Raw genomic sequence first — 23,340 nt, forward strand, 5'->3', positions numbered from 1 at the left:
GCCATCCCCGTCTATCTGGCTTCCCTGGTCGCGATTCTGAACAGAAAGAAAAGCTGAAGAATCGCGGCCACCAAGGAGATCATGAAAATGATGGATAGTCCGAACATCGAGATGATAATGCCCGCAAGCAGCGGCAACAGGAACGACGGTGCCGTGATCGCATTGAAATAGCCGGTATAGGCTGGACGCCTGTCGTCGGGTGAGATTTCCATCAGGAATCCGATAACCGCGATGGTCAGGCCATTGGCGAGCGCGCCGAGGACAAAAAATGTCCCGACGAACAGGAACAGCATCTGGTCGGGTCCAAAAAACTGAGCCGGTGCAAGAATCAAAATAGCGGCGGGCGGCAGGATCCTCCCGATCGAGACCACTCTCAACAGACTGACTTTGCCCAACCTGTCACCCCACCAGCCCCATATTACATTTGAGCCGAGACTGCCTGCGGTTTGAGCGCCCAGCAACAACGCGACGTTCTCGAGGCTTACTCCGACGGAATCAGCCTGCACGACATAGAAAGGCATTGCCATCAGCACGGCACCACCGCACCATTGCGCGTATACGAATTTTCGAAAATTCAGGTCAGTTCGGAACACGGTCACGCCATCCCTCAGGTACTGGAAGAATGTGGATCTGCTCGCCTTATCAGAAGCCGCCTGCGGCTCCCCCATTGCGGAAAACACGACAGACGACAGAAACATCAAAGCCGCGGCAACTGTGATGATTGCTGCATAGGAAAGGGGAAAGGCGAGGGTCCCGACCACGTGGTCGGCAATGGCCACGACCGCCAATGCGAGGAGGCCGCCGCCGAAAAAGCGCGTGGCCAGCAGACGGCTTCTCAGTTCCGAGGGAACTGATCGCGCGACAATATCAGTGTAAGGCACCGCAACTATTCCGCTAGTGAATGCATATGCAGTCCAGATCAACATTACAAGAACGGCCAGCAGATTTGTCTGCAGTCCGGCTCCAAAAAAAAGGACCGCTGCCAGCGCCGCCATCCACCCCGCACGTCCGAATGCGCCGATGAAATAATAGCGCATGCTGGCACCACTGCGTTGTGCCAGGAAGCCAACAAAAATTTGTGGAAACAACCAGCCAAATCGCAGGATCGCGGTAACGGCTCCGACCAGAATGGGATTGCCTGTCAGTTGAAAGATCAGTGCGGACATGATGGTTGCTGAATCAACTGCGGCTGACCCTGCCTGAAATGTGATGCCTGCCGTCGCAACACTTCTGAACCGGCCACGGGTGCTCATTTTCCGCTCCAGTTTGCTGGGTCCACAAAAATGCCGAACCAGATGGACCAGGCCCCGAGCAAAACGAAGATGGCCCCAACAAACCAACCATTCCTTTTCAATCGTGCACCCAGATTTTGAAGCCAGACTGCAAATCGGGGTACGGCTGCGAACACAGCCAGTGGTGATGAAAGGAAGAGGCCAAAGAAAAACATCATAGCAAACCCGGTTGCTACTGTGCCGACAGTCGCGGCCAATCCGAGCAATCCGAACAAGATCGGCGCAGCACAGGCAGGTATATTCAAGCCGAAAGCCAACCCCAGAACGAATGGACTCTTGGCGCGTCTCCATGATGCGGGCGCAAGGTCGACCTTGTGTTTGATAAGGCCGCCCTTACCGAGCAACAAAGCCAGCCCGACTATCAGGTAGATTACGCCGAACAGAAGCCAGGCACCGGTCTGCGCGCCGATCAAATTTGGACCGAGAAATGCGACAAGCGCTCCAAACAATGAGCCTCCCCCATTGAATTGGTCCATCCTGATGTTTTGGAACAAGGAGGATCAGAGATGGCAAGGAAGCGTCACAAGCCTGAGGAGATCGTGGGCAAGCTCCGCCAGGCGGACGTCCTGCACAGCCAGGGCATGTCGATGGCGGATGCGATCCGGCAGCTGGGTATCAGCGAAGTCACCTTCTACCGATGGCGCAGGGAATATGGCGGGATGAGCGGCGATCAGCTGCGGCGTCTGAAGGAGCTCGAGAAGGAGAACGAGCGGCTGCGCCGGGCGGTCTCCGACCTGACCCTGGACAAGCAGATTCTGAGTGAAGCTGCGAAGGGAAACTTCTGAGCCCCTCGCGCCGCCGACGTTGCATCGATCATGTCCGCCGGCGTCTCCGGATATCGGAGCGCCGGGCCTGCCGGGTTCTCGGCCAGCACCGCTCCACGCAGCGCCATCTCCCGCGTGGACGTGATGACGAGGCCCGGCTGGTGGCGGACATGATCGAGCTGGCCCGTCAGTATGGCCGATACGGCTATCGCCGGATCGCGGCCTTGCTTCGGGAGGCCGGCTGGCAGATCAACGACAAGCGGGTCGAGCGCCTCTGGCGGCGCGAGGGGTTGAAGGTACCGGCCCGGCAGCCGAAGAGGCGGCGGCTGTGGCTGGGCGACGGATCCTGCATGCGGCTGCGGGCAGAACGGCCCAACCATGTCTGGTCCTATGACTTCGTCCACCACCGGACACATGATGGCCGGACCTTCCGGACCTTGAACGTGCTGGACGAGTTCACGCGCGAGAGCCTGGCGATCCGGGTTCGCCGGAAGCTCTCGTCGGTCGATGTGATCGACGTCCTGACGGACCTGTTCATTCTCCGCGGTCCACCGGCCTTCGTTCGCTCCGACAATGGCCCCGAGTTCGTCGCCGAGGCCGTGCGGCGCTGGATATCAGCGGTGGGCGCCAGAACGGCGTTCATCGAGCCGGGCTCACCCTGGGAGAACGGCTTTATCGAGAGCTTCAATGCCCGGTTCCGGGACGAGCTGCTCGACGGGGAAATCTTTTACACGCTGAAGGAGGCGCAGGTGGTCATCGAACAATGGCGCCGTCACTACAACACGATCCGACCGCACAGCCGTCTCGGCTACCGACCACCGGCGCCGGAGGTCATCATTCCGCCAGGCTGGCCGTCAGGCTCCGCTCCGCTTCACCAGCCGGCCGGCCTGGCGGCAAAGCCGCCCATGCACTAACATTCCACCCGGACCAATCGCTGGGGGCTGGTCAACAACCCTGTGATCAGGGAGCGGGCAGCAACGAACGTCAGTAACGCGCGAATCTTTTCGCGGCGGCTCCGTTCATTCTGGGTATCAAGAAACAGAATATGTCCGCCAATCGTACATGGCTCAATGAACCCCAGCAGACCGAGGCCAACTGGCAGCAGAACAAGCTCGAGTGCGGTGAATTCCACGATCCCTCCCAATTCAGCCGAAGAGTCGCCCATTCAGCGACTGGACTGTGAAATTGAAGCCAATGAAACTCGGTTTCATCTCCTTGCTCTGGAGCGGAGCAAGAAGCGGAAAACTCTAACAAAGATCGGGGGACAGCGGAGCGCATCATTCATAATCTGTCTGCCCGATGCATGGCATCACCGAGCAGTAGAAAACGCCGAACCTCCTCGTAGCGTATTCGGACGTCTTCCATGGATTGGTAGTAGCCAAAGAGCTCCTTCAGCGGCGCCGAGAAGTCCTTGTATGCGGCGAGTACTGCCACAAGAGCGCCAAGCGTCAGGCTGCCCTTGATCACAAGAAAGCCGCCAATCGAATAGAAAAATATCGGCGTCAGAGCGGTGAGAAAATTGTTCAGAGCCTTCATAAAAAACTTCGCCCTGTGGATATTGATCCGAATGGTTTCGATTTTCCGCAAGGATCCCGCCGCGAGAATCAGATCGGTGCTTTCTCTTTCAACTTTGGCAGCCTGCTCACCCAGAACACCGCCAAGCGCCCGCAGTTCCGCCACCCTCTGACGGGAGAGTCTATTGAGGCGGCGCTGCATCTTCGGGATGATCAAAAGTTGAACCGGCAGAAGGACAAGCGCCGCAGCGCCAAGCACCGGCTCCTGAGCAAACATGAACACGAGAATGGTAATGAACGTGCCGCCCTGAAACATCGGCAGGGAGAAGGCGTCTGATGCAAACCCGCCAATGGGTTCGACTTCCTGCGCCACCAGCGGTATCACCTCTGACCGTCGCGTCGGGCCATGACCACGACGCCAGAGCCGGACGATCAGAAGTCTCAAGCGACGAAGTAGTCGCTCACCAACACGGCTCTTGAAGACATTCATGATGTATTTCAAGAATCCGTTTGCGATCACTGCAATCAGGAAAATGCCACACAAAATGAACAGGTGTTCGATCTGACTGATATCGTAACCAATGAATGAGGCAGGCACATGTTCGTCCGCCAAGGCACTGTTGATGATCAGCTTTGGCAGCTCCAGTGTTGCATACAATACTGGCATCGACAGAAGCCCCAATAGTACGAGGCCCACCTGTTCATTTCGCGAATACGAAATGATGTAGCGGAATACATTCGTCGGGAGATATAGCAGTCCATCTGGCCCAGGTCGTGCCATGTGACGATTGCGAAGGCGGCGGCGGATACCTGTCACAGTCAATGCAACAGCCAGAAACCCCAACGCCAATGGCATAGCTATCAATACAACATGTAAGAGAGGGTGGAGCCACACTGGGGATCCATCACCAAGCTGAAGCTCGATGAATGTCATCGCCCAATGCAGAACATCGTCAAGATTGTTCATGCAACAGATTCAATAATTCTGATGTGAAAGATGTGAAAGACGTAGGCATTCACGAGCTGTGCAGCCCGGCAGCAGATGGGCGCTACCGGGCTGAACAAATCAGAAGAGAAACCGTGCACCAATCACGAAGAACACCGCACCAGCGTCCTCACCTCCGGCCCTGGCCAGATCCGCTGTCGCGCCAAACTTCCGTTCGTAATGAACGCCGACATAGGGCGAGACCAGACGGTCAACGAGGTCGTAACTCAGTCGTCCGCCCACTTCGAGCGTCGGGGCGAAAGCACCATTGCCAACCGCCGGATCATCCGTGAACGGGATATCCAGTTCGATGCTGGGCACGAAGATGATCCGGTTCGTGATCAGCCCTTCATACTCAACTTCGAACCGCGCAGACGGATTGTCGGAGATGAACAGATCAGCATCGACTTCGAACCACTGTTTCGTCAGCCCATGCAGACCGATCACACCATGGATCCGGTCGGGACCTTCCGGTGTATCCAGTCGCACACCAACCACGGCGTCAAAGAAGTCCGAGATTGGAGTCTGCAGTCGAAGCTGGTTCTCCAGCGCTTCGAAACTGTCTTCGGCAATGGCATATTCGGCTTCGCTTCGAAAGACGAACTTCAATTCGTCCCTACCCACCATTGCGTCGAAGTCCCAGGCAAAGATATCCGACCCTTCATTGATACGATATTCGGCCTGTTCGGCCTGGATACCCCAGACAATTGGCTCTGCGAACGCAGAGGCCGGAATGAACAGCGCTGGAGCAAGGAGCGCGCCAGTTACCAGTTTCAGAAGTTTTCGCATCAATCAGCCCTTCCCATCGATAGACAGAGAAGCTGCCTTGTTAGACGGCCCACCTTCAACAATGACCTTGCGGAACATGCCGGAGTCGGCGTGATAGGACAGGTGACAGTGGAATGCCCACTGACCCGGCGCATCAACCTCGGTTTCCATATAGACGGTCGTTCCCGGGGCAACGCTGACGACGTGCTTGATCGGGTTCCATTTGCCCGCACCAGTATCCAGGATCGACCACATGCCGTGCAGATGCATCGGATGGGTCATCATCGTGGTGTTGACGAATTTGAAGCGCACACGTTCACCGTATTGCAGGACAATCGGCTCGGCGTCCTCGTACTTCACGTCGTTGATGGACCAGATGTAGCGTTCCATGTTGCCGGTCAGCTTCAGCTCGATCTCGCGCGTTGCTTCCCTATGTTCGTAGAGAGGATTCTGTGCTTTCAGATCGGCGTATGACAGGAACTTGCCGCCATTCGCCGCTTCGGGCATCAGGCCACTACCCGCCGCGTAGAAAGGGTCAGTGACCTGCCCCATCTTCGAATGGTCCATCCCGCCGTCCTTCATCGGCATGTCATGGCCCATCTTCGAATGGTCCATCCCGCCGTCCTTCATCGGCATGTCATGGCCCATCTTCGAATGGTCCATCCCGCCGTCCTTCATCGGCATGTCATGGCCCATCTTCGAATGGTCCATCCCGCCGTCCTTCATCGGCATGTCATGGCCCATCTTCGAATGGTCCATCCCGCCGTCCTTCATCGGCATGTCATGGCCCATCTTCGAATGGTCCATCCCGCCGTCCTTCATCGGCATGTCATGGCCCATCTTCGAATGGTCCATCCCGCCGTCCTTCATCGGCATGTCATGGCCCATCTTCGAATGGTCCATCCCACCGTCCTTCATCGGCATGTCATGGCCCATCTTCGAATGGTCCATCCCGCCGTCCTTCATCGGCATGTCATGGCCCATCTTCATTGCGCCGTGACCCTCATGGGCCATGCCCATGTCAGCCATTGTGAGTAGTGGGTCTGTACGCAATTCAGGAACCGCCGCTGTCATCCCTTCGCGAGGGGCAAGCGTCCCGCGCGCAAAGGCCGTTCGGCCCATTGATTCCGCGAAGATCGTGTAGGCCCGGTCTTCCTTCGGGTGCACAATCACATCGTAGGTCTCAGCAACCGCAATCCGGAATTCATCGACAGGAACAGGCTGGACGTTATTTCCGTCAGCCTGGACGACCGTCATCTTCAATCCAGGAATGCGGATGTCGAAATAGGTCATGGCCGAAGAATTGATGAACCTCATTCGGACACGCTCACCGGGCTTGAAGAGGCCGGTCCAGTTCTGCCCCGGCCCCTTGCCATTGATCAGCGGCGTAAAGCCCTGCAAGTCCTCGATGTCGGTTGGCATCATGCGCATGTCGCCCCAGGCGCCGCGATCCGCCAGGGCCTTGTCCGCCCCCATTTCGTCCGCATCGTCCAGAAAATCGAACAGAGTACGCTGCTTCCGATTGTAGTAGTCTGGCATCATCTTGAGATTGCGCATGATCCGATCGCCTGAATGCGGATGCGCATCGGTCAATTGGACAACATATTCCCGGTCATAGCGGTAAGGTTCGCGCTTGGCATTTTCCAGGATCAGCGCGCCATAGGCACCATCGGGCTCCTGAAACCCGGAGTGGCTGTGGAACCAGTAGGTGCCATTCTGAACGATCGGAAACCTGTAGGTAAAGGTTTCACCAGGCTTGATGCCGTCATAGCTGATCTTGGGCACACCATCCTGCTGGTAGGGCAAAATGAGCCCATGCCAGTGAATTGAAGTGTCCTCGGAAAGGTTGTTGGTCACATTGATCGTGACGTCTTCGCCTTCCTTGAATCGCAACACCGTTGGGGTTGCCGATCCGTTGTAGCCAATGCCAGTCTTCGTAAATACGCCAGTGTCGATTTTGATACGATCAACGCTAATGTTGTATTCGCTGGCATTGGCGGGGATGGCGGCCACCCATAACAGGGCAGCCGCCAGAATCATATGTCTGATATTCATCGCTTCATCCTCTCATTCGTTCAATGAGAGAGCTTGATCTTGCCCATCATGCCCGAGTCGTAGTGACCCGGCACATTGCAGGCAAATTCAAGCTTTGAATGACTGTCGAAGGTCCATATAACCTCCCCAGTGTCGCCCGGCTCAAGCAACACACTGTTGGCATGGTCATGCCGCATACCACCGGCACCGTGCCCCATCATCTCGTGATTGATGCGGTCACTTTCGAGAATGCCTCTCTCCATCATCTGCATCATTTCAGTCTGATGGGAGGCATGCATTTCGGCCGTCGCGATGTTGAATTCGTGAACGAATTCACCCTTGTTCTTCACGACGAAGCGAACCGTTTCACCTTCCTTGAAGGACATTGATTTCGGCTCGAAGTAGTTGTCGAACATATCGACATTGACGGTGCGGGACGCTTCGTTGCGGTCGCCTTCGGAGCCGGTTTTCGCACCATGCCCGCCACCGTGACTTCCGGCGCCAAAAGCTGTCTGAGACATGCCCGAAACGAGCAGGACAGAGAGGGCAACGGCCACAAGGCCTCTGCGCTTACGGTTGAATTTCATGATCTTTGATTCTTTCGCGTTGTTTAAAGCTTATGCTGTCTGAAAGAGCGAGGGCTTTTCAGGCAATCGAGTGCGTGGGAATAAGCTTCAAACTCGCGGTGGTGGCGGATCAAATGATGGGGATTGACCGTCGAGAACAAGATCTTCTGGAAGATTATTTCCGGAGCTGCCATCCGCCAAGTTCGCGAATGTCACAGATCCGGGAACGCTCATCGCAGTCGTACAGTGCCCCATGATCATGTCACAGCAGAGTACGATATCCGCCTGACCACAATCCGTATCCATTTCCGCACATGTATGGCTATCGGATTGTAGCGTCTCGGCACCTCCGGAACCGATCATCGCATCGTGATGGCCCTTCGCGATGACAAACTGAGGCGCCATCAGCAAAGCAATCAGTGCAAAAGTGAGCAGTGAGCGCGTCATACAGGCTCAATAAACCTTCCAGTCACTGGAATGTCAATTGATAACATCATTCAATTGAATCCGATTGCAGCTTGCGGCGCCCGAATGTAGGCGATGGTCGCACGAAGATCAACTTCAGTTACATCATCAACCTGGGGCATGCCGCCAAATTTCCAATAATGCAGGCGCACGCCTCTGCGTACAACCATCACAAAGGCACCGTCCGCACGATGATCTGGCTCGTAGATCTTGTGAACGAGTGGTGGTCCGTCTTGGCCACCAGATGTTTTGGAGCCGTGACAAGCGGAGCACTTTGCAGCAAATATGCCTGAGCATTCGCTCGCCATCCCGCTCAATGCGGGAACATTGGCAGTCACAACATGAGGCAGTGCCGCTGTTGATTGCAGGCTGCCCGATGATTGCTGATCCGGCAGCCACCAGACCATGGCAGCCGCCACCAATATGGTCACCATCAACGCTACCAAAAAAATATTGCACATGTAGTATCCATGTTGACCATCGTTTGAGAGCCATCGTCAGGCTTCCCGCGACAGGAAGGTCAAGCACAAACGTCGCCTCGTGGGTGCTTGGCGCCGTCCTTAACCACAGATCCGCCAGTGGTATTGACGCTTTGGTCTGATCCACTTGCAACAGCTGCTACTCCAATCACAGTCAGGACAATACCACCAACTTGGATAAGACTAAGGGTTTCGCCAAAGAGCAAAATGCCCATCGAAAGCCCTAGAACCGGAACAAGAAAACTGAACGCATTGGCTTGGCTGAGAGACACTCGTGCAAGCACATCAATCCACAGCCAATAGACGACGGCAGTGCCAAAAACATCCAGCCCCACAAGCGACACCAGGAAATTTGGCGTCCACTGAATTTCGCCAGGGTCTTCAGTCAGCAATGCGATCGCTATCAGCGGTATTGAGCCAATGAGGGTCTGCAGCCCCATAACCATCAGGCCATCAATCGATCCCGCGATCCGTTTGATCATGACATTGCTCACTGTCACGCCCAAAGCGGCAAGGACGACAAAGGCTATACCGAGCACATAATTCTGGCTTCCACTGCCCAGAAATTTGGGGGCGACGATCACCAAAATTCCCAGGAACCCAATAGCCAATCCAACACGCGCCTTGGCAGAGAGTCGTTCACCGAGCACAAGCCCTGCCAGAACTGCAGCCAAGAGTGGCTGCATACTCGCAATTACTGTTGCAATACCTGGAGAGACAAACTCGGCAGCATGGAACATGCCGAGAAACCCGAGACTTGTAGCACCTACTCCAACAATCACGATACTCATCCATGCCTGGCGTCCGCGCGGAAACGGACGGCCGAGCCAGAACGCCAAGCCAAGCAAGACAGCTGCCGCAATCAGCGCACGTAAAGCAGCAAAAGAAAGATGTGGCGACAATGTAATGCGGACGGTGATGAGTGGATAGCAAATCGCCCAGAGAAACATGACAAGGCCGATTTGGGCGGCCGCACGAGCACTCACGTCATGCCCCTCGCAACCTCAATGACCATGATGATGACCGCTACTTTCCCCAATCGCTGTCCAACGTTTCAGATAGAAGCGCTCAAAAACAAAGACGGCGGCCATCCCGGCTATGGCGATCACAACGATGAGCGGATCCGATTGCAGCTTCATCGCGCCGAACACGCCGAGAACCACTGTATCGAGAGCAATCGCCGAGATCAGAATCCAACCTCTGGCACCAATCTCATGGCGCAATGTTCGATAGACCCCGTAGTGAATCAGGATATCCATCACGAGATAGAAAAACGCTCCCAACGAAGCGATCCGGCTAAGATCGAAGAAAATAGTCAGGAAAGCTGCAAAGACGACTGTGTAGACGAGCGTATGTTGTCGGATAGGACCAGACATTCCGAAGTGACTGTGCGGAACCATCTTCATGTCGGTCAGCATCGCCAGCATGCGGGAAACGGCAAACACGCTTGCCAGCAGGCCTGACGCAGTGGCGGCTACCGCTAGCGCAACTGTAAAATAGAAGCCAGCCGCGCCGAGTGCCGGTTCGGCGGCACGGGCCAGGGAATAGTCCTTCGCGACGACAATCTCATCAAGACTCAGGGTAGCTCCAACAGCAAAGGCGACGATGAGGTAGACCACGACGCAGATGGCAATTGAGAAAATGATCGCCCGTCCCACATTGCGGTGCGGATCGACGATCTCTGCACCGCTATTGGTGATGGTCGTGAACCCCTTGAACGCGAGGATCGACAAGGCCACCGAAGCGATAAACCCTCCGACCGGGGTATCGGCAAGCCCTCCCTCACCCGTCGCAGGTTCGAAGGTGAAGCCACCTGCCCAGAGCGCCGCAACTCCGAAGGCTACGATGCCTCCGACTTTCAGCAACGCCATGACAAGCGAGAGAAGCCCGACGGATCGGTTGCCCGAAATATTGATCAGATAGGCGAAGATGATCAGGCTAACACCCAGCAACGGCACCAGATAGCTGCCCCCTTCGATATCAAACGGGCGCAGAGCATAAGTGCCGAACGTACGCGCAACCAGGCTTTCGTTGATAACCATCGACAGCGCCATGAGCAAAGAGGCGGCACCAGCGATCGCGGCCGGCCCATAAGCCTTCTGCAGAATCATGCCAATTCCGCCAGCTGACGGGTAGGCATTGGACATCTTCACATAGGTATATGCGCTGAAAGCGGTCACGATGGCCCCAATGACAAACGACAGCGGAAACCATGGCCCAGCGAGTTCGGCGATCTGGCCGGTCAGGGCAAAAATCCCCGCCCCGATCATCACGCCGGTCCCCATGGAGATGCCTCCGATCAGACTGATACTGTTCTCCTGATATTCACTTTTCATCGGTGGTTTCCCAGATGCATGCTGAACCCGCCAGACGTCACTGATCTAATATCCATAGGCCCAGACTGGCACTCGGCCGAGCTTGTTCTCCACCGCGACCACGCCCGTGACGCTCTCCGCAGCAACAAGGATCGCTCGCTCTTCCTGATCGCTGTTCACAGATCCGAAGATCAGGGCAACGCCGTCATGCACGACGATATTCAGATAAGCGCCGGAGGCCGTGATATCAGCATCAGCGATTGCCTTCTCGATCGCCTCACGTAAGGCCCGATCGTCAGTTGACGCCCGGGCTGCCGGTGGTTCTGCCGCTATGAGGCCACGTAAGAGATTGGCGCGGCTGACAATGCCGACCACTACGCCATCGACCACGACAGGCAGTCGCTTGATGCTGTTTTTCTGAAGTATCGTCGCAACATCCGCAAGCGACGTATCTGGTGCTATGGTCAGAGGATTGCGTGTCATGACATCGCCAACCCGACGGCCGTGCGATTTGACAAAGCGATCCTGGCGTGTGGCGGAAGAGGCGAAAAAGTCAAGCCACCAGGACCCCGACACGGCAGTGTCTGTTTCTGTACGCCGTACGAGATCACCCTCGCTGACGATGCCCTGAAGCATGCCATCTTCGTCAATCACCGGTACCCCGCTGATCTGCTTTTCCAGCAATAGCCTGGCAAGGTCCTGAACAGTCATTTCAGATGAAACCGAGATGACGGGTTTGGTCATAATGTCCGCTGCTTGCATGGCTTATCATTCCTCCTTCGAAGGTGTGAGATCTACGTCAGTCCGAGAGTGCGTCGGCGATCTGGTGCGCAATCTCGGGATAAACCGAGGTGTTCGCATCGCATAACGTCTATAGAGATCCCCAAACTCGGCCTCTGCCGCACGCTCTTCCGAAAGGGAGAGACGCCAGTACATGAAGACCAGAACAGGAAACATTGCGACGGTCAGAATCGTCGGCCACTGAAAGAGAAACCCGGTGAGGATCAATACAAAGCCGACATATTGGGGATGACGGACCCGCGCATATGGTCCAGAAACAGCTAACCCGCCTTCCTTCTGCGCCCGGTAAAGCACCGGCCAGGCTGCAGAGAGCATCATGAAGCCCGCGCCAATGAAGATAAAGCTGAGTATGTGGAATGGTCCGAAATGCGGATTCGCTTTCCAACCGAACAGCATTTCCGGCAGGTGACCAGCATCATGCGCCAGCCAGTTGACCTCTGGATAAGAACTCTGCAGCCAGCCAGATAGAAGATATATGGTCAATGGAAACCCGTACATCTCCGTGAACAGCGCAACAAGAAATGCACTGAATGCCCCGAAACTCCGCCAATCCCTCTTCGTTTTCGGCTTGAAAAAGCTGAAGGCGAAAATGATGAAGACAGCCGAATTGATCACAACAAGAGACCACAAGCCGTATTCAAATATATGATCAGTCATGGCGGCCTCCATCCTTGGTGACCTGCGCATCTTCCAAGAGTTCTGAAACATCATTTGCGGGTTTTTCTTTTTTTCCGCTATGCTCACCATGGCCATGACTGCCATGCATAAAGAAGTGCAAAAAAGGACATGCAAGCAAAAGAAGCCAGGGAAGGTAAGGCAGTGCTAACGCCACATGTGCAGAATGTTCTGTCCAGAGAAAATATCCGGCAACAGCCATAAATCCGATCACAGTAAGTGTTGTTCGGTTAAACGACATTTTCATACCCCTTGTTTCGAGATGTTATTCTGACTGCGATGTTGAAAATAGACCCAAGAACAAAGGCTACATACATTCCATATACAAAACTTTCCGCGAATCCGATCATAAAACTGGTCCAACTGATCCAGATAAAGCCCGGCAAAAGCATCATCCATGCCTCATGCATTGCCATCGATGGTATCGTCAGGTCAAAAAAAACGCAAAGCGTGAAGGTCAAAGATAAAAAGCTTCCGAGACTGAGGTCCAGCGCCAGGATCGGCAGGCGCACAATATGGCTATGCTCTCCGGCACACTGAGCGTGGCCAGCAGCCTCCGCATACTTGGGACTCTGCTTCCCTGATCCATAAACTGGTCTTTATCCGTCTTTGACATTGTTCAGACCTTTACTGTTCTCAGCCGAAGGGCGTTGCCGATCACGGAAACCGACGAGAGGCTCATGGCGGCTGCGGCGAAGATTGGGGAGATCAGTATTCCAAATATTGGGAAGAGGATCCCAGCTGCCACGGGCACGCCTGCCGCGTTGTAGATCAGCGCAAAGAAGAGGTTCTGGCGGATGTTGGCCATGGTTGCCTTCGAAAGCTTTCGCGCACGTACGATCCCGTTCAAATCGCCCTTCACCAGTGTAAAACCGGCGCTCTCAATGGCGACATCCGCGCCAGTCCCCATCGCGATACCAACGTCGGCCTGGGCCAGAGCCGGGGCATCGTTGACCCCGTCACCGGCCATCGCCACCTTTCGGCCGGCTTCCTGAAGCTCGCGCACGATACGTGCCTTGTCCTCGGGCAGCACATCGGCTCGGATCTCGTCGATGCCAAGTTTCGCGGCGACCGCTTTCGCCGTGCGTTCATTGTCACCGGTTGCCATCACGATATGGAACCCGAGCTCGTGCAATGCCTTGAGTGCTTCTGCAGTGGTTTCTTTTACCGGATCAGCCACACACACCAGGCCCGCGATGCGCCCGTCGACCACGACAAACATCACCGTCTCACCTTCGTCACGGCGACGGTTTGCGGCCTCGACCAGGTGCCCGCCTTCCAGGCCTAGTTCGGCCAGCATTGCAGCGTTGCCGAGAGCGACATCGTGGCCTTCGACACGTCCTTTGACACCCTTGCCAGTGACAGCTTCAAAGTCGTCCGCCGAGCTCAGCTTGAGATCACGTTCCTTCGCACCTCGGACGATAGCTTCTGCTAATGGGTGCTCCGACCCACGTTCAAGCGCCGCGGCAAGACGCAGAACAAGGTCTTCTTCGTGGCCTTCTTCGGGCAAGACACCAACAAACCTGGGCTTGCCTTCAGTCAGCGTGCCGGTCTTATCCACGATCAGCGTATCGACCTTTGCAAAGCGCTCCAGGGCCTCTGCGTTTTTGACCAGGACCCCGGCCTGCGCCCCTCGACCCGTCGCCGTCATGATGGACATTGGCGTTGCCAATCCCAACGCGCATGGGCATGCGATAATCAGAACAGCGATCGCTGACACGAGGGCATAGGCATATGCTGGGGCCGGCCCCCAGATTGACCAGGCAATGAAAGCAAGGATCGCCACAGCGATTACGGCCGGAACAAATTTTCCGGCAACCGCGTCCGCTAGTTTCTGGATAGGCGCGCGCGAGCGCTGTGCCGCAGCCACCATTTCGACGATCTGGGCAAGCATGGTGTCGCTGCCGACGCGTTTGGCTTCGATCACCAAACTACCCGTACCATTGATCGTGGCACCGGTTACGGCATCCCCAACAACCTTCTCAACAGGTACCGGCTCACCGGTGAGCATGGACTCATCAATCGAGGAGCGTCCATCAACCACTTCACCATCGACAGGCACCTTCTCGCCTGGCCGAACCCTCAGGTGATCTCCAAGGACAACATCGTCGAGCGCAATCTCCTCTTCCGTCCCGTCCGGACGGATCACCAGCGCAGTTTTTGCAGCCAAATCGAGCAACGCACGGATCGCCGCGCCTGTCTTCTCGCGCGCTCCAAGCTCAAGTATCTGCCCCAGAAGAACCAGGACAACGATCACAGCGCCCGCTTCGAAATAGACACCAACATTGCCTTGAGCATCCCGGAACCCATCCGGGAAAATTTCCGGTGCCAGTACAGCGACGATGCTGAAGGCCCAGGCTGCAGATACGCCCATGCCGATCAGGCTGAACATATTCAGGTTCATGGTGCGGAAGGATTTGACGCCGCGAACCAGAAAAGGCCAACCCGACCACAAGATGACGGGGGTGGCCAACAGCAGCTCCGCCCACAATGAGAGGCGGTCACCAATCCAGTCTTTGACAGGCAGCCCAACCAAGGGTCCCATGGAAAGAAGTAGGACCGGGATTGTCAAAACCGCGCCAACAGCAAACCTACGGCGAAAGTCCACCAACTCCGGATTGGGTCCATCATCGGCGGCAGGCACACCTTTGGGCTCCAATGCCATACCGCAAATCGGGCAATCACCAGGTCCGACCTGTTCGATCTCCGGATGCATCGGACAGGTGTAGACGGTGCCCTCCGGCATCGCCACGGCAGCAGGAACGCCAGACGCGTAGTCATCCGGGGCTGCTTCGAACTTCTCCTGACAGCGTGACGAACAAAAATAGATACGCCCGCCTTCATGTTTTGTCATGTGCTTGGCCGATGCTCGGTTAACCGACATGCCACACACAGGGTCTTTTGCTGTTATGAAATCTGCTGGCGTGGCCTCGAAGCGGCGACGGCATCCATTGCAGCAGAAGTAGTAGATATGATCATCGTGACGGATGTGGGGCCGATCGGGGTCCGGTTCGACTTTCATGCCGCATACTGGATCTCGCACAACAGTTTTGGTGTCCTGACCATCAACCGAATCCATGGGCCCCTCCAAAAAATTGATTTCATTTTGACACATAAGGATTCCAGCAACTGGAAGGTCAAGACGTGCCGATTGCCGAGTGACCTCAAATCATTGTTGGCAAATCAGCATCCCTGCCTGTCTCACCGAACTGAATTTCGGTCTGGACTGTCACACTCAGGCAAGCATTGCTTGTCCTGCGGAGTTGATCGCCCCTGAGCTCTCCGGCTCATTGCGCCAACACCATCGGCCCTGACCGACCGATCGGCAGGGCCCTGGGTCGTGGGAGGCGTATCGGCTGACAATCGGGTCCCGCCGATCGAAATGCCTCCGTGACCCAGGGAGGCTCTCATGTCCCACCTCACCGACACCCAGCTTGTCATCCTGTCCAACGCCGCGCAGGCCGAGGATGGCTCTGTCTTGCCATTGCCCGACTGCCTGACCATCAACGGCGGTGCTGTTGCATCAGTCCTCACAAGCCTGCTGCGCAAGGGCCTGGTCGAAGAGCACCCACTGCAAGGGAAGGGAATAGCAAGCGCAGGGTCACATGCAACTGGTGCGTCTTCATATAGCGCCAATTGCACCCAGGAACGGGTCTGGCGCTGCGATGATGATGGACGCAGGGTCGTTCTCGTGATCACCCCCGCCGGTCTTGACGCCATAGGTATCGATGCTGAAGGGGATGGCGTTGCCAGCACCGGAGAGACGGTGATTGCCCCGACGGCCTGTTCACTGGCGAACGCCAATGAGCGGGAACCTGTGCACGATACCAGCGCCACCCCTGATGCTGCTGTCTGCACCAATGCGGGCGGAGAAGACGCAGAGGCAGGCACGCGCGATGCTAGCACCAGTCCTGGCCTCGGCCCCGACCATAGTGACAACGTCCCTCCAGGCGTTGACACCGCCAGGAACCCCGTCCGCCTCGGCACCCGCCAGGCCCTGCTGGTTGATCTGCTCCGGCGCGACGGTGGTGCCAGCCTCGAAGAACTGGTGCAGGCCACCGGCTGGCAACAGCACTCCGTGCGTGGCGCCATCAGCAGCATCGTCCGCAAGAAGCTCGGGCTGACAGTGATGTCGGAGAAGGTGGAAGGCCGTGGCCGTGTCTACCGGATCATCCCGTGAGCAGGCGGTCGGCAAAGCGGCGGGGCAAGGTCTCGCACGAGGATCTCGATGCCCTGTCCGGCCTCGACAAGTCCTCCCTCGGATTGGAATGGGAAGAGACCTTCGGCCATCCACCGCCGAAGTACATGCGCCGGGATATCCTTGTCCGTGCCCTGGCACACGAGACGCAGTTGGAAGCAGCGGGCGGGATGCCCGCTGGTCTTGTCCGTCAGCTGGAGCGGGCGGCCAGGTCCATGCGTGACGGCAAGGCTTCTGCAGTAGCCGGTGACCAGCATCGTTCAGCACCCGGCGTGACCATCAAGCCCGGCACCCGCCTGCTGCGTGACTGGCAGGGCGTCACCCACGAGGTGATCATCCTCGAGAAGGGCATCCAGTACCGCGGCCGGGAATGGAACTCCCTCTCCGCCGTCGCTCGCGAGATCACCGGCACCCGCTGGTCCGGCCCCCTGTTCTTCGGCCTGAAGGGTCAGAAGACATGACTGTCACTGGTGGCAAGGGAAGCAAACGCAGAAGGACCGAGAACTCGGTACAGCGCTGCGCGGTCTATACCCGCAAGTCCACCGAAGACGGGCTGGAACAGGACTTCAACTCCCTGCATGCCCAGCGCGAAGCCTGCGAGGCCTATGTCCGCAGCCAGGCCGGCGAAGGCTGGAAGCTGCTGCCCACCCCCTATGATGATGGTGGCTTCTCCGGCGGCACCATGGACCGCCCGGCCCTGGCCCGCCTGCTGGCGGATATCCAGGCGCAGAAGATCGACACCATCATCGTCTACAAGGTCGATCGCCTGACCCGCTCACTGGCGGACTTCTCGCGCATCGTCGATGTACTGGATGCGCATGATGTCTCCTTCGTCTCCATCACCCAGCAGTTCAACACTACCACCTCCATGGGACGGCTGACGCTCAACATGCTGCTGTCCTTCGCCCAGTTCGAGCGCGAGGTCACAGGAGAGCGTATCCGAGACAAGATCGCGGCCTCCAAGCGCAAGGGCATGTGGATGGGCGGCTTCGTGCCACTGGGCTATGAACCCGACGGCAGGACGCTCACCATCAACGAGGAGGAAGCAGGGACCGTCAGGAAGGTCTTCGAGCTCTATCTCGAACTGGGGAATGTCAGACATGTGAAGCAAGCTGCCGATGACCTTGGACTCACCACCAAGGTCAGGAGATCGAATGACGGCAAGGCTGGGGGGAGTGAAGCGCGAGGCGAGTCAGGGGGCGACGGTACGGGTGGGACAGTGGTCCACACACTGACCGGCGCTGCGCCGGATGCTGGAAGGCAGGCCGTCGGCAAGGGAGACGCTTCTCCCGTCACGAAGCGATCCGCTGGCGGGCGTCCGCTGTCACGGGGCTATATCTACAAGCTGCTGGGCAATCCGCTCTATGTCGGCTGCATCGCCCACAAGGGCGAGATACACGAGGGACTGCATCCGGCCATCATCGACCGGGCCACGTGGGATGCGGTGCAGCAGAAGCTGATCTCGAACCGCGGCAGGAAGCGCAGCATTCCCACGCGCAAGACGGAACCAAGCCCGCTGATGGGCAAGTTGTTCGATGCGGACGGTCTTCCCCTGACACCCAGTCACGCGGTGAAGTCCGGCAGGCGGTATCGCTACTACGTCTCACGGCACCTGGTGAATGGCACCGTGGGTGAGAACACCACCGACAGCGGCTGGCGGTTACCGGCACGGGAGATTGAGCGCATCACGGCGGATGCCATCACGGCATTGATCAGCAACCCGGCACGGCTGGCAGAGGCTGCGCGGGACAGCGACATACCCGCGGACTGGATTGGCGAGTTGCTGAGGCGGGTCTCGGCGGACCAACAAACCAACAGATCGACCCGGACTCAAATCACCACAGATTCACTGAACCTTGCGGAACGCGTCGTCCTTGGCACCGACCAGATAAAGATCACGCTCGGCCTGTCATCAATGACCGGAACACCCGACACAACAATCACCCACAGCATCCCGACCTGCATCCGCAGGCGCGGCGTCGAGATGCGGCTGGTGCTTGATGACCCCGACAAGGGAGAGGCACCGGCAAATCCAGACCCGCGCCTCATCCGCTGCGTGGTGCAGGCGCATGCATGGTTCAACGACCTGAAGCTGGGCCGGGTTGCCACCCTCTCGGACATTGCCCGATCGGAAGGTGTCAGTGACCGCCACATCAGCCAGGTCCTGCCGTTGGCCTTCCTCGCCCCCGACATCACCGAGGCGATCCTGGCCGGGCGACAGCCGCCGGAACTCACCGCCGAGACGCTGATCAAGCGCATCGACCTGCCGCTGCACTGGGATGATCAGAGGGCGATGCTGGGCTTCAGCTGAGCCGCATACCCCACAAAACCAAAGCGAACCGCTGAACCGGCGGCAGAGAAAGCCGGGCAAGACCATCGGAGATTCGGCTCACCAGGGCGTTCTCGGGTTCGCAGTTGGGGGTATCGACGCGCGGAGTCCCGCAGAAGCCGGGGGGGTCTGGGAGGTGGCCCCAGAGAAAAATAATATATCAACAAAAACAATGACTTAATGGCGGAGAGGGAGGGATTCGAACCCTCGGTGCCCGCAAAGGCACAACGGTTTTCGAGACCGCCCCGTTCGACCACTCCGGCACCTCTCCGCAGACGGGTCGTTTCGGACCACGGGGACGCCGGGCTGGCCGGCGGGCGCGGACACTAGCCGAAGGCCCGGCCCGCCGCAATCCGTTTCGGAGCCCGTTTCCGGTCAGTGCTGGCGGAGCGCCTTCTTCAGCTCGCCCTTGTTCATGCCGGAGCGGCCTTCGATGCCCACCTTCTTCGCCTGCGCGTAGAGCTCCTCCTTCGTCCAGTCCTCGTAGGCGTCGCGCTTGCCGCCCTTCTTCGAGGGCTTCTGCCTGTCGTTCTGCTTCGCGTTGGCGATGCGCGCGGCCTTCTCCTTGCTCATGCCCTTGTCGCGCAGTTCCTCGTAGGTCTCGTCATCCTTGACCGAATTGGCGTGGTTCTTCGCCATGGCGCTCTCTCCCGGTTGTTGTTGGTCTTGTACGCTTGCCGGTACGGCAGAGAGATGTTGCCGGGGCGCCTGGGCGCAACCTGCGGCGCCGTCCGGAGCGACGAGGCGCCGCGCTTCAGGCGCCGGGCGGCGGCGGGACGGCCGCCGGCTCCGCCGTCGTCTCCTCCGGCATCATCCGGTCGATGGTCACGCAGGCCACCATGTCGCCGGTCACGTTGACGACCGTGCGGCACATGTCGAGCACGCGGTCGACGCCCAGGATGATGGCGATGCCGGCGGGCGGAATGCCGACGCTGGCCAGGATGGTGGCGAGGATGACGATGCCGACGCCCGGCGTGCCCGGCGAGCCGATGGCCGCGCCGGTCGCCATGGCGGTCAGCAGCAGGATGCCGCCGACGCCCAGCTCGACGCCGAAGACCTGCGCCAGGAACACCGTCGCCACGCCCTGGTAGAGGGCGGTGCCGGCCATGTTGATGGTGGTGCCCAGCGGCACCACGAAGCGCGCCACGGCGGGACGCACGTCCAGGCGCTTCTCCACCGTCGTCAGGGTCAGTGGCATGACGGCGGCGGAGCTGGAGGTCGAGAAGGCGAGCAGCATCACGTCGCGCGTGTCGGCCAGGAAGCGGCCCATGCGCCGTCCGGCGAGAATCCGCGCGGTCAGCAGATAGCAGAGCATCAGCAGCCCCAGCCCGACGAGGACCGTGACCAGGTACATGCCGGTGCCGATCAGGGCGGAGAGGCCGATACGGCTGGTGATGTTGGCCAGCAGCCCGAAGACCGCCAGCGGCGCGAAGCGCAGGACCCAGCCGACGATCACCATGCAGGCCGCCTGGATGGAGGCCAGCAGGTCGAGCAGGGGGCGCCGCTGGTCGCCCGGCGTCATCACCAGCGCCAGGCCGATGATCGCCGCGGCGATGACGATCTGCAGCATGTTGCCGCTGACGAAGGTGCTGAGCGGGTCGGTGGGGAACAGGCCGACGATCATGTCGGGAATGGCGTCGATGGTGGGGGGCTGCGCGGGCGCGGCCGTCACCACCCCGGCGCCTTCGCCCAGGGCGCGGTCCACCGCTGCGGTATCGACGAAGGAGCCGGGCCGGATCAGTGTCGCCGCACCGACCCCGAGGGCCACGGCCAGCAGGGTGCTGATCATGAAGAAGGCCACCGTGCGCGCGCCCAGCCGGCCGAGATCGCTCCCCGCTTCGCCGGCGGCGATGCCGCGGATCACGGAGGCGACCACCAGGGGAACGACGACGAACTGGATGGCCAGCAGGAACAGCCGGCCCGGCAACGCCACCCAGTTGCCGACCAGGGTGGCGAGGTCCGCCGCCAGCAGGCCCGAGGTCGGACCGATCAGAACGCCGAAGCCGACGCCGAGCGCCATGCCGATCAGCACCTGCAGCCAGAGCCGCTGGCGGATCAGGGTGAAGAGGTACTTGCGCAGGCCCGGCAGCGAGCGGGGCGGCGCGGGCGCGGATTCGGTGGGAGTGTCGGACATGGTGATTCGGTAACAGACTTCCTGTGTGCGGCCGCGGCAAGCCGGCTCCGGGCCGGAGGCGACGTTACCACAAGTGTCATCCGCCAGCCGGTCAGCCAAGGCGGCAACGCGACCCGGGGCAATGGCGCTCCCGCCGGCGAGCCGCTTGAAGTCTCCGCCGCCCGGTCGTCAGATGCGGGTATCGCTTCGGGGGAGGAAGCCATGACAGACAGCATTACCGACCTGCTGGAACGCCGTTTCGGCGATGCGCCCCAGCCACATGATGCGGACGAGCCGCAGCTTTGGCGCGATATGGCCTCGCGCGGCAGCTGCCGGCGTTTCAGTCCCGAACCGTTGCCGCCCGCGCTGGTCGAGCGTCTGGCCGCGCTCGCGCTCTGCTCGCCGACCAAGAGCGACCTGCAGCAGCGCGATATCCTGATCGTCGATGACCCGGCCCTGCGCCGGGAGATCGACGCGCTGCTGACGGAGGGGGCGCAGGGCCAGCGCTGGATCTCCCGCGCGCCGCACATGCTGGTCGTTCTCGGCAACAACCGCCGGCAGCGCAGGATCCACGAATGGCGGAACCGGACCTTCGCCAACGACCACCTGGACGCCTTCTTCAACGCGGCGGTCGATGCGGGCATCGCCCTGTCGGCGCTCGTGCTGGCGGCGGAGGCCGCCGGGGTCGGCGCCTGTCCGATCAGCGCCATACGCAATCATGCGCAGCGGATTTCGGAACTGCTGGCGCTGCCCGCGCACGTCTTCCCGGTCGCCGGCGTTGCGCTGGGCTGGCCCGACGCGCCGACGCCGGTCGTGCCGCGCCTGCCGTTGTCCCATACCGTGCACAGGGACCGCTACAGGGAGGCCGGACTGCGGGAGGCGGTCGACGCCTATGACGCGCGCCGGCGCGCGATCGCGCCCTACCGCGTGCAGCGGGACGTGGCGCGCTTCGGCGAGGACCCGGCCTATGGCTGGTCGGAGGACAAGGCGCGCCAGTACGCGACACCGGAACGCGCCGACTTCGGCGCCTATGTCCGCGCCATCGGGTTCAGCCTCGACTGACTCATGGCCGCATGCGGCGCGGGCGGCATTGCGCCCGGCGCCGGAGCCTGTAAGGTCCGGCGCCGCCGAAACGCCATCCATCGAAAGCCGCGTCATGACCGACACCGCCACCGCCCCTGATCCGACCGACCGCGCGACCTACTGGCGCTGGGTCCAGGGGATGACGCGATTCTCCGACACCGACCGCATCGGCCACGTGAACAACACCGTGGTGCCGCAGATGGTCGAGGTCGGCCGCGTGACCATGATCGACGAGCTGATGGGCGACGTCGCGCCGGTGGTGGAGTGGGTCGTGGTGCGTCTCGAGGTCGACTACATCGCCGAGCTCAATTTTCCCTCGAAGCTGGATATCGGCACCCGCGTGGTGGCGGTCGGCAATACCAGCTACACGGTCATCAGCGGGGTTTTCGAGGGCGACCGGTGCATTGCCCGCGCCCGCTCCGTGCTGGTCCATGCGATGGGCGGACGGTCATGTCCGCCGCCCGATGCGGCGAAGCGCATCCTGCTGGCGGAACTCGGACGCGAGGCGGGTGTTGACAGTCCCCCCGCCGCTGTCTAAAAGCCGCTGTCTTCCGGCGGGCCGCGCGCCCGGCGGTCACGTTTGAATTGTCGCCGACCGGCCGCTGCTTCCAGCGCCGCGGCCTGTCAGACCGGATAGAGAAGAAACATGCACGCTGTCATCAAGACCGGTGGGAAACAGTATCGCGTCGCCGAAGGCGACGTGCTGAACGTCGAGACCCTGCAGGCGGAACCCGGCGCCACCGTCGCGTTCGACGTGCTGGCCGTGGGCGACGGCGCGGACCTGAAGGTGGGTTCGCCGCTGGTTGACGGCGCGAAGGTCGAGGCCGAGGTGCTGGATCAGATCCGCGGCGACAAGATCATCGTCTTCAAGAAGAAGCGGCGTCAGAACTATCGCCGCACCCGTGGCCACCGTCAGAACCTGACGGTCGTCAGGGTCACCGGCATCACCGGCGCCTGAG

Annotated in this window: 20 protein-coding genes and 1 tRNA gene; 7 read left to right on the forward strand and 14 right to left on the reverse strand. The window is 59.2% G+C overall.

The features are described from left to right. Positions 1 to 11: 11 nt before the first annotated feature. Positions 12 to 1,253, reverse strand: a complete 1,242-nt coding sequence (locus TEF_03260) for a hypothetical protein (protein ID ANK79918.1) — start codon at positions 1,251 to 1,253, stop codon at positions 12 to 14. Between the two features lie 545 nt (positions 1,254 to 1,798). On the opposite strand from TEF_03260, the gene TEF_03265 reads away from it, so the two are divergent. Next, positions 1,799 to 2,077, forward strand: coding sequence for a transposase (locus TEF_03265; protein ANK79919.1), 279 nt, complete (start codon positions 1,799 to 1,801; stop codon positions 2,075 to 2,077). A gap of 50 nt (positions 2,078 to 2,127) precedes the next feature. Further along, positions 2,128 to 2,970 carry an integrase gene (locus TEF_03270; GenBank protein ANK79920.1) on the forward strand — a complete coding sequence of 281 codons (843 nt, stop codon included), beginning with the start codon at positions 2,128 to 2,130 and terminating at the stop codon, positions 2,968 to 2,970. On the opposite strand, the gene TEF_03275 is transcribed toward TEF_03270, so the two are convergent. From TEF_03275 to TEF_03320, 10 genes are all read right to left on the reverse strand, one after another. After that, positions 2,967 to 3,221: a hypothetical protein gene (locus TEF_03275; protein ID ANK79921.1), complete on the reverse strand. Its 255-nt coding sequence runs from the start codon at positions 3,219 to 3,221 to the stop codon at positions 2,967 to 2,969. The two genes, TEF_03270 and TEF_03275, sit on opposite strands and share 4 nt — an antisense overlap. A 116-nt stretch (positions 3,222 to 3,337) precedes the next feature. Continuing rightward, complete coding sequence (locus TEF_03280; GenBank protein ANK83246.1) at positions 3,338 to 4,504, reverse strand: hypothetical protein; 1,167 nt, start codon at positions 4,502 to 4,504, stop codon at positions 3,338 to 3,340. Between the two features lie 132 nt (positions 4,505 to 4,636). Further along, positions 4,637 to 5,344 carry a copper resistance protein CopB gene (locus TEF_03285; GenBank protein ANK79922.1) on the reverse strand — a complete coding sequence of 236 codons (708 nt, stop codon included), beginning with the start codon at positions 5,342 to 5,344 and terminating at the stop codon, positions 4,637 to 4,639. 3 nt (positions 5,345 to 5,347) lie between these two features. Then, on the reverse strand, positions 5,348 to 7,378 hold the full coding sequence (locus tag TEF_03290; protein ID ANK79923.1) for a copper oxidase: 2,031 nt from the start codon (positions 7,376 to 7,378) through the stop codon (positions 5,348 to 5,350). 20 nt (positions 7,379 to 7,398) lie between these two features. Continuing rightward, complete coding sequence (locus TEF_03295; protein ID ANK83247.1) at positions 7,399 to 7,878, reverse strand: copper-binding protein; 480 nt, start codon at positions 7,876 to 7,878, stop codon at positions 7,399 to 7,401. A gap of 1,993 nt (positions 7,879 to 9,871) precedes the next feature. Continuing rightward, positions 9,872 to 11,203, reverse strand: a complete 1,332-nt coding sequence (locus tag TEF_03300) for an amino acid permease (protein ID ANK79924.1) — start codon at positions 11,201 to 11,203, stop codon at positions 9,872 to 9,874. 45 nt (positions 11,204 to 11,248) lie between these two features. After that, entirely contained in the window at positions 11,249 to 11,944 is a 696-nt protein-coding gene (locus TEF_03305; protein ID ANK79925.1) for a hypothetical protein, read from the reverse strand. 6 nt (positions 11,945 to 11,950) lie between these two features. After that, the gene (locus TEF_03310) at positions 11,951 to 12,640 is read right to left on the reverse strand and encodes an isoprenylcysteine carboxyl methyltransferase (GenBank protein ID ANK83248.1); all 690 of its coding nucleotides are present in this window, start codon (positions 12,638 to 12,640) and stop codon (positions 11,951 to 11,953) included. Positions 12,641 to 13,277: 637 nt separating this feature from the next. Next, positions 13,278 to 15,374, reverse strand: coding sequence for a copper-translocating P-type ATPase (locus tag TEF_03315; protein ANK83249.1), 2,097 nt, complete (start codon positions 15,372 to 15,374; stop codon positions 13,278 to 13,280). 1,071 nt (positions 15,375 to 16,445) lie between these two features. Then, positions 16,446 to 16,733, reverse strand: a complete 288-nt coding sequence (locus TEF_03320) for a hypothetical protein (GenBank protein ANK79926.1) — start codon at positions 16,731 to 16,733, stop codon at positions 16,446 to 16,448. Between the two features lie 158 nt (positions 16,734 to 16,891). On the opposite strand from TEF_03320, the gene TEF_03325 reads away from it, so the two are divergent. Next, positions 16,892 to 17,317 (forward strand): hypothetical protein, encoded by a 426-nt coding sequence (locus TEF_03325; GenBank protein ANK83250.1) that lies wholly within the window; start codon positions 16,892 to 16,894, stop codon positions 17,315 to 17,317. Next, complete coding sequence (locus tag TEF_03330; GenBank protein ID ANK79927.1) at positions 17,314 to 19,167, forward strand: hypothetical protein; 1,854 nt, start codon at positions 17,314 to 17,316, stop codon at positions 19,165 to 19,167. Before TEF_03325 ends, TEF_03330 begins: the two co-directional genes overlap by 4 nt. Positions 19,168 to 19,366: 199 nt before the next feature. Here TEF_03330 and TEF_03335 read toward each other — a convergent pair. From TEF_03335 to TEF_03345, 3 genes are all read right to left on the reverse strand, one after another. Then, positions 19,367 to 19,456 (reverse strand) — tRNA-Ser (locus tag TEF_03335). A 104-nt stretch (positions 19,457 to 19,560) separates the two neighbouring features. Then, positions 19,561 to 19,824 carry a Rho termination factor gene (locus tag TEF_03340; protein ANK79928.1) on the reverse strand — a complete coding sequence of 88 codons (264 nt, stop codon included), beginning with the start codon at positions 19,822 to 19,824 and terminating at the stop codon, positions 19,561 to 19,563. Between the two features lie 115 nt (positions 19,825 to 19,939). After that, positions 19,940 to 21,241, reverse strand: a complete 1,302-nt coding sequence (locus TEF_03345; protein ANK83251.1) for a Na+:H+ dicarboxylate symporter — start codon at positions 21,239 to 21,241, stop codon at positions 19,940 to 19,942. A 279-nt stretch (positions 21,242 to 21,520) separates the two neighbouring features. Between TEF_03345 and TEF_03350 the strand changes: the two genes are divergently transcribed. The 3 genes from TEF_03350 to TEF_03360 all read left to right on the forward strand — a co-directional run bounded on the left by TEF_03350 (position 21,521) and on the right by TEF_03360 (position 23,339). Continuing rightward, the gene (locus TEF_03350) at positions 21,521 to 22,360 is read left to right on the forward strand and encodes an NADPH-dependent oxidoreductase (GenBank protein ANK79929.1); all 840 of its coding nucleotides are present in this window, start codon (positions 21,521 to 21,523) and stop codon (positions 22,358 to 22,360) included. Positions 22,361 to 22,520: 160 nt separating this feature from the next. Next, positions 22,521 to 22,919, forward strand: a complete 399-nt coding sequence (locus tag TEF_03355; GenBank protein ID ANK83252.1) for a hypothetical protein — start codon at positions 22,521 to 22,523, stop codon at positions 22,917 to 22,919. Between the two features lie 108 nt (positions 22,920 to 23,027). Beyond that, positions 23,028 to 23,339, forward strand: coding sequence for a 50S ribosomal protein L21 (locus TEF_03360; GenBank protein ANK79930.1), 312 nt, complete (start codon positions 23,028 to 23,030; stop codon positions 23,337 to 23,339). Position 23,340 lies beyond the last annotated feature (1 nt).

The sequence above is a fragment of the Rhizobiales bacterium NRL2 genome, assembly GCA_001664005.1.
In the GTDB taxonomy this organism is placed as follows: domain Bacteria; phylum Pseudomonadota; class Alphaproteobacteria; order Minwuiales; family Minwuiaceae; genus Minwuia.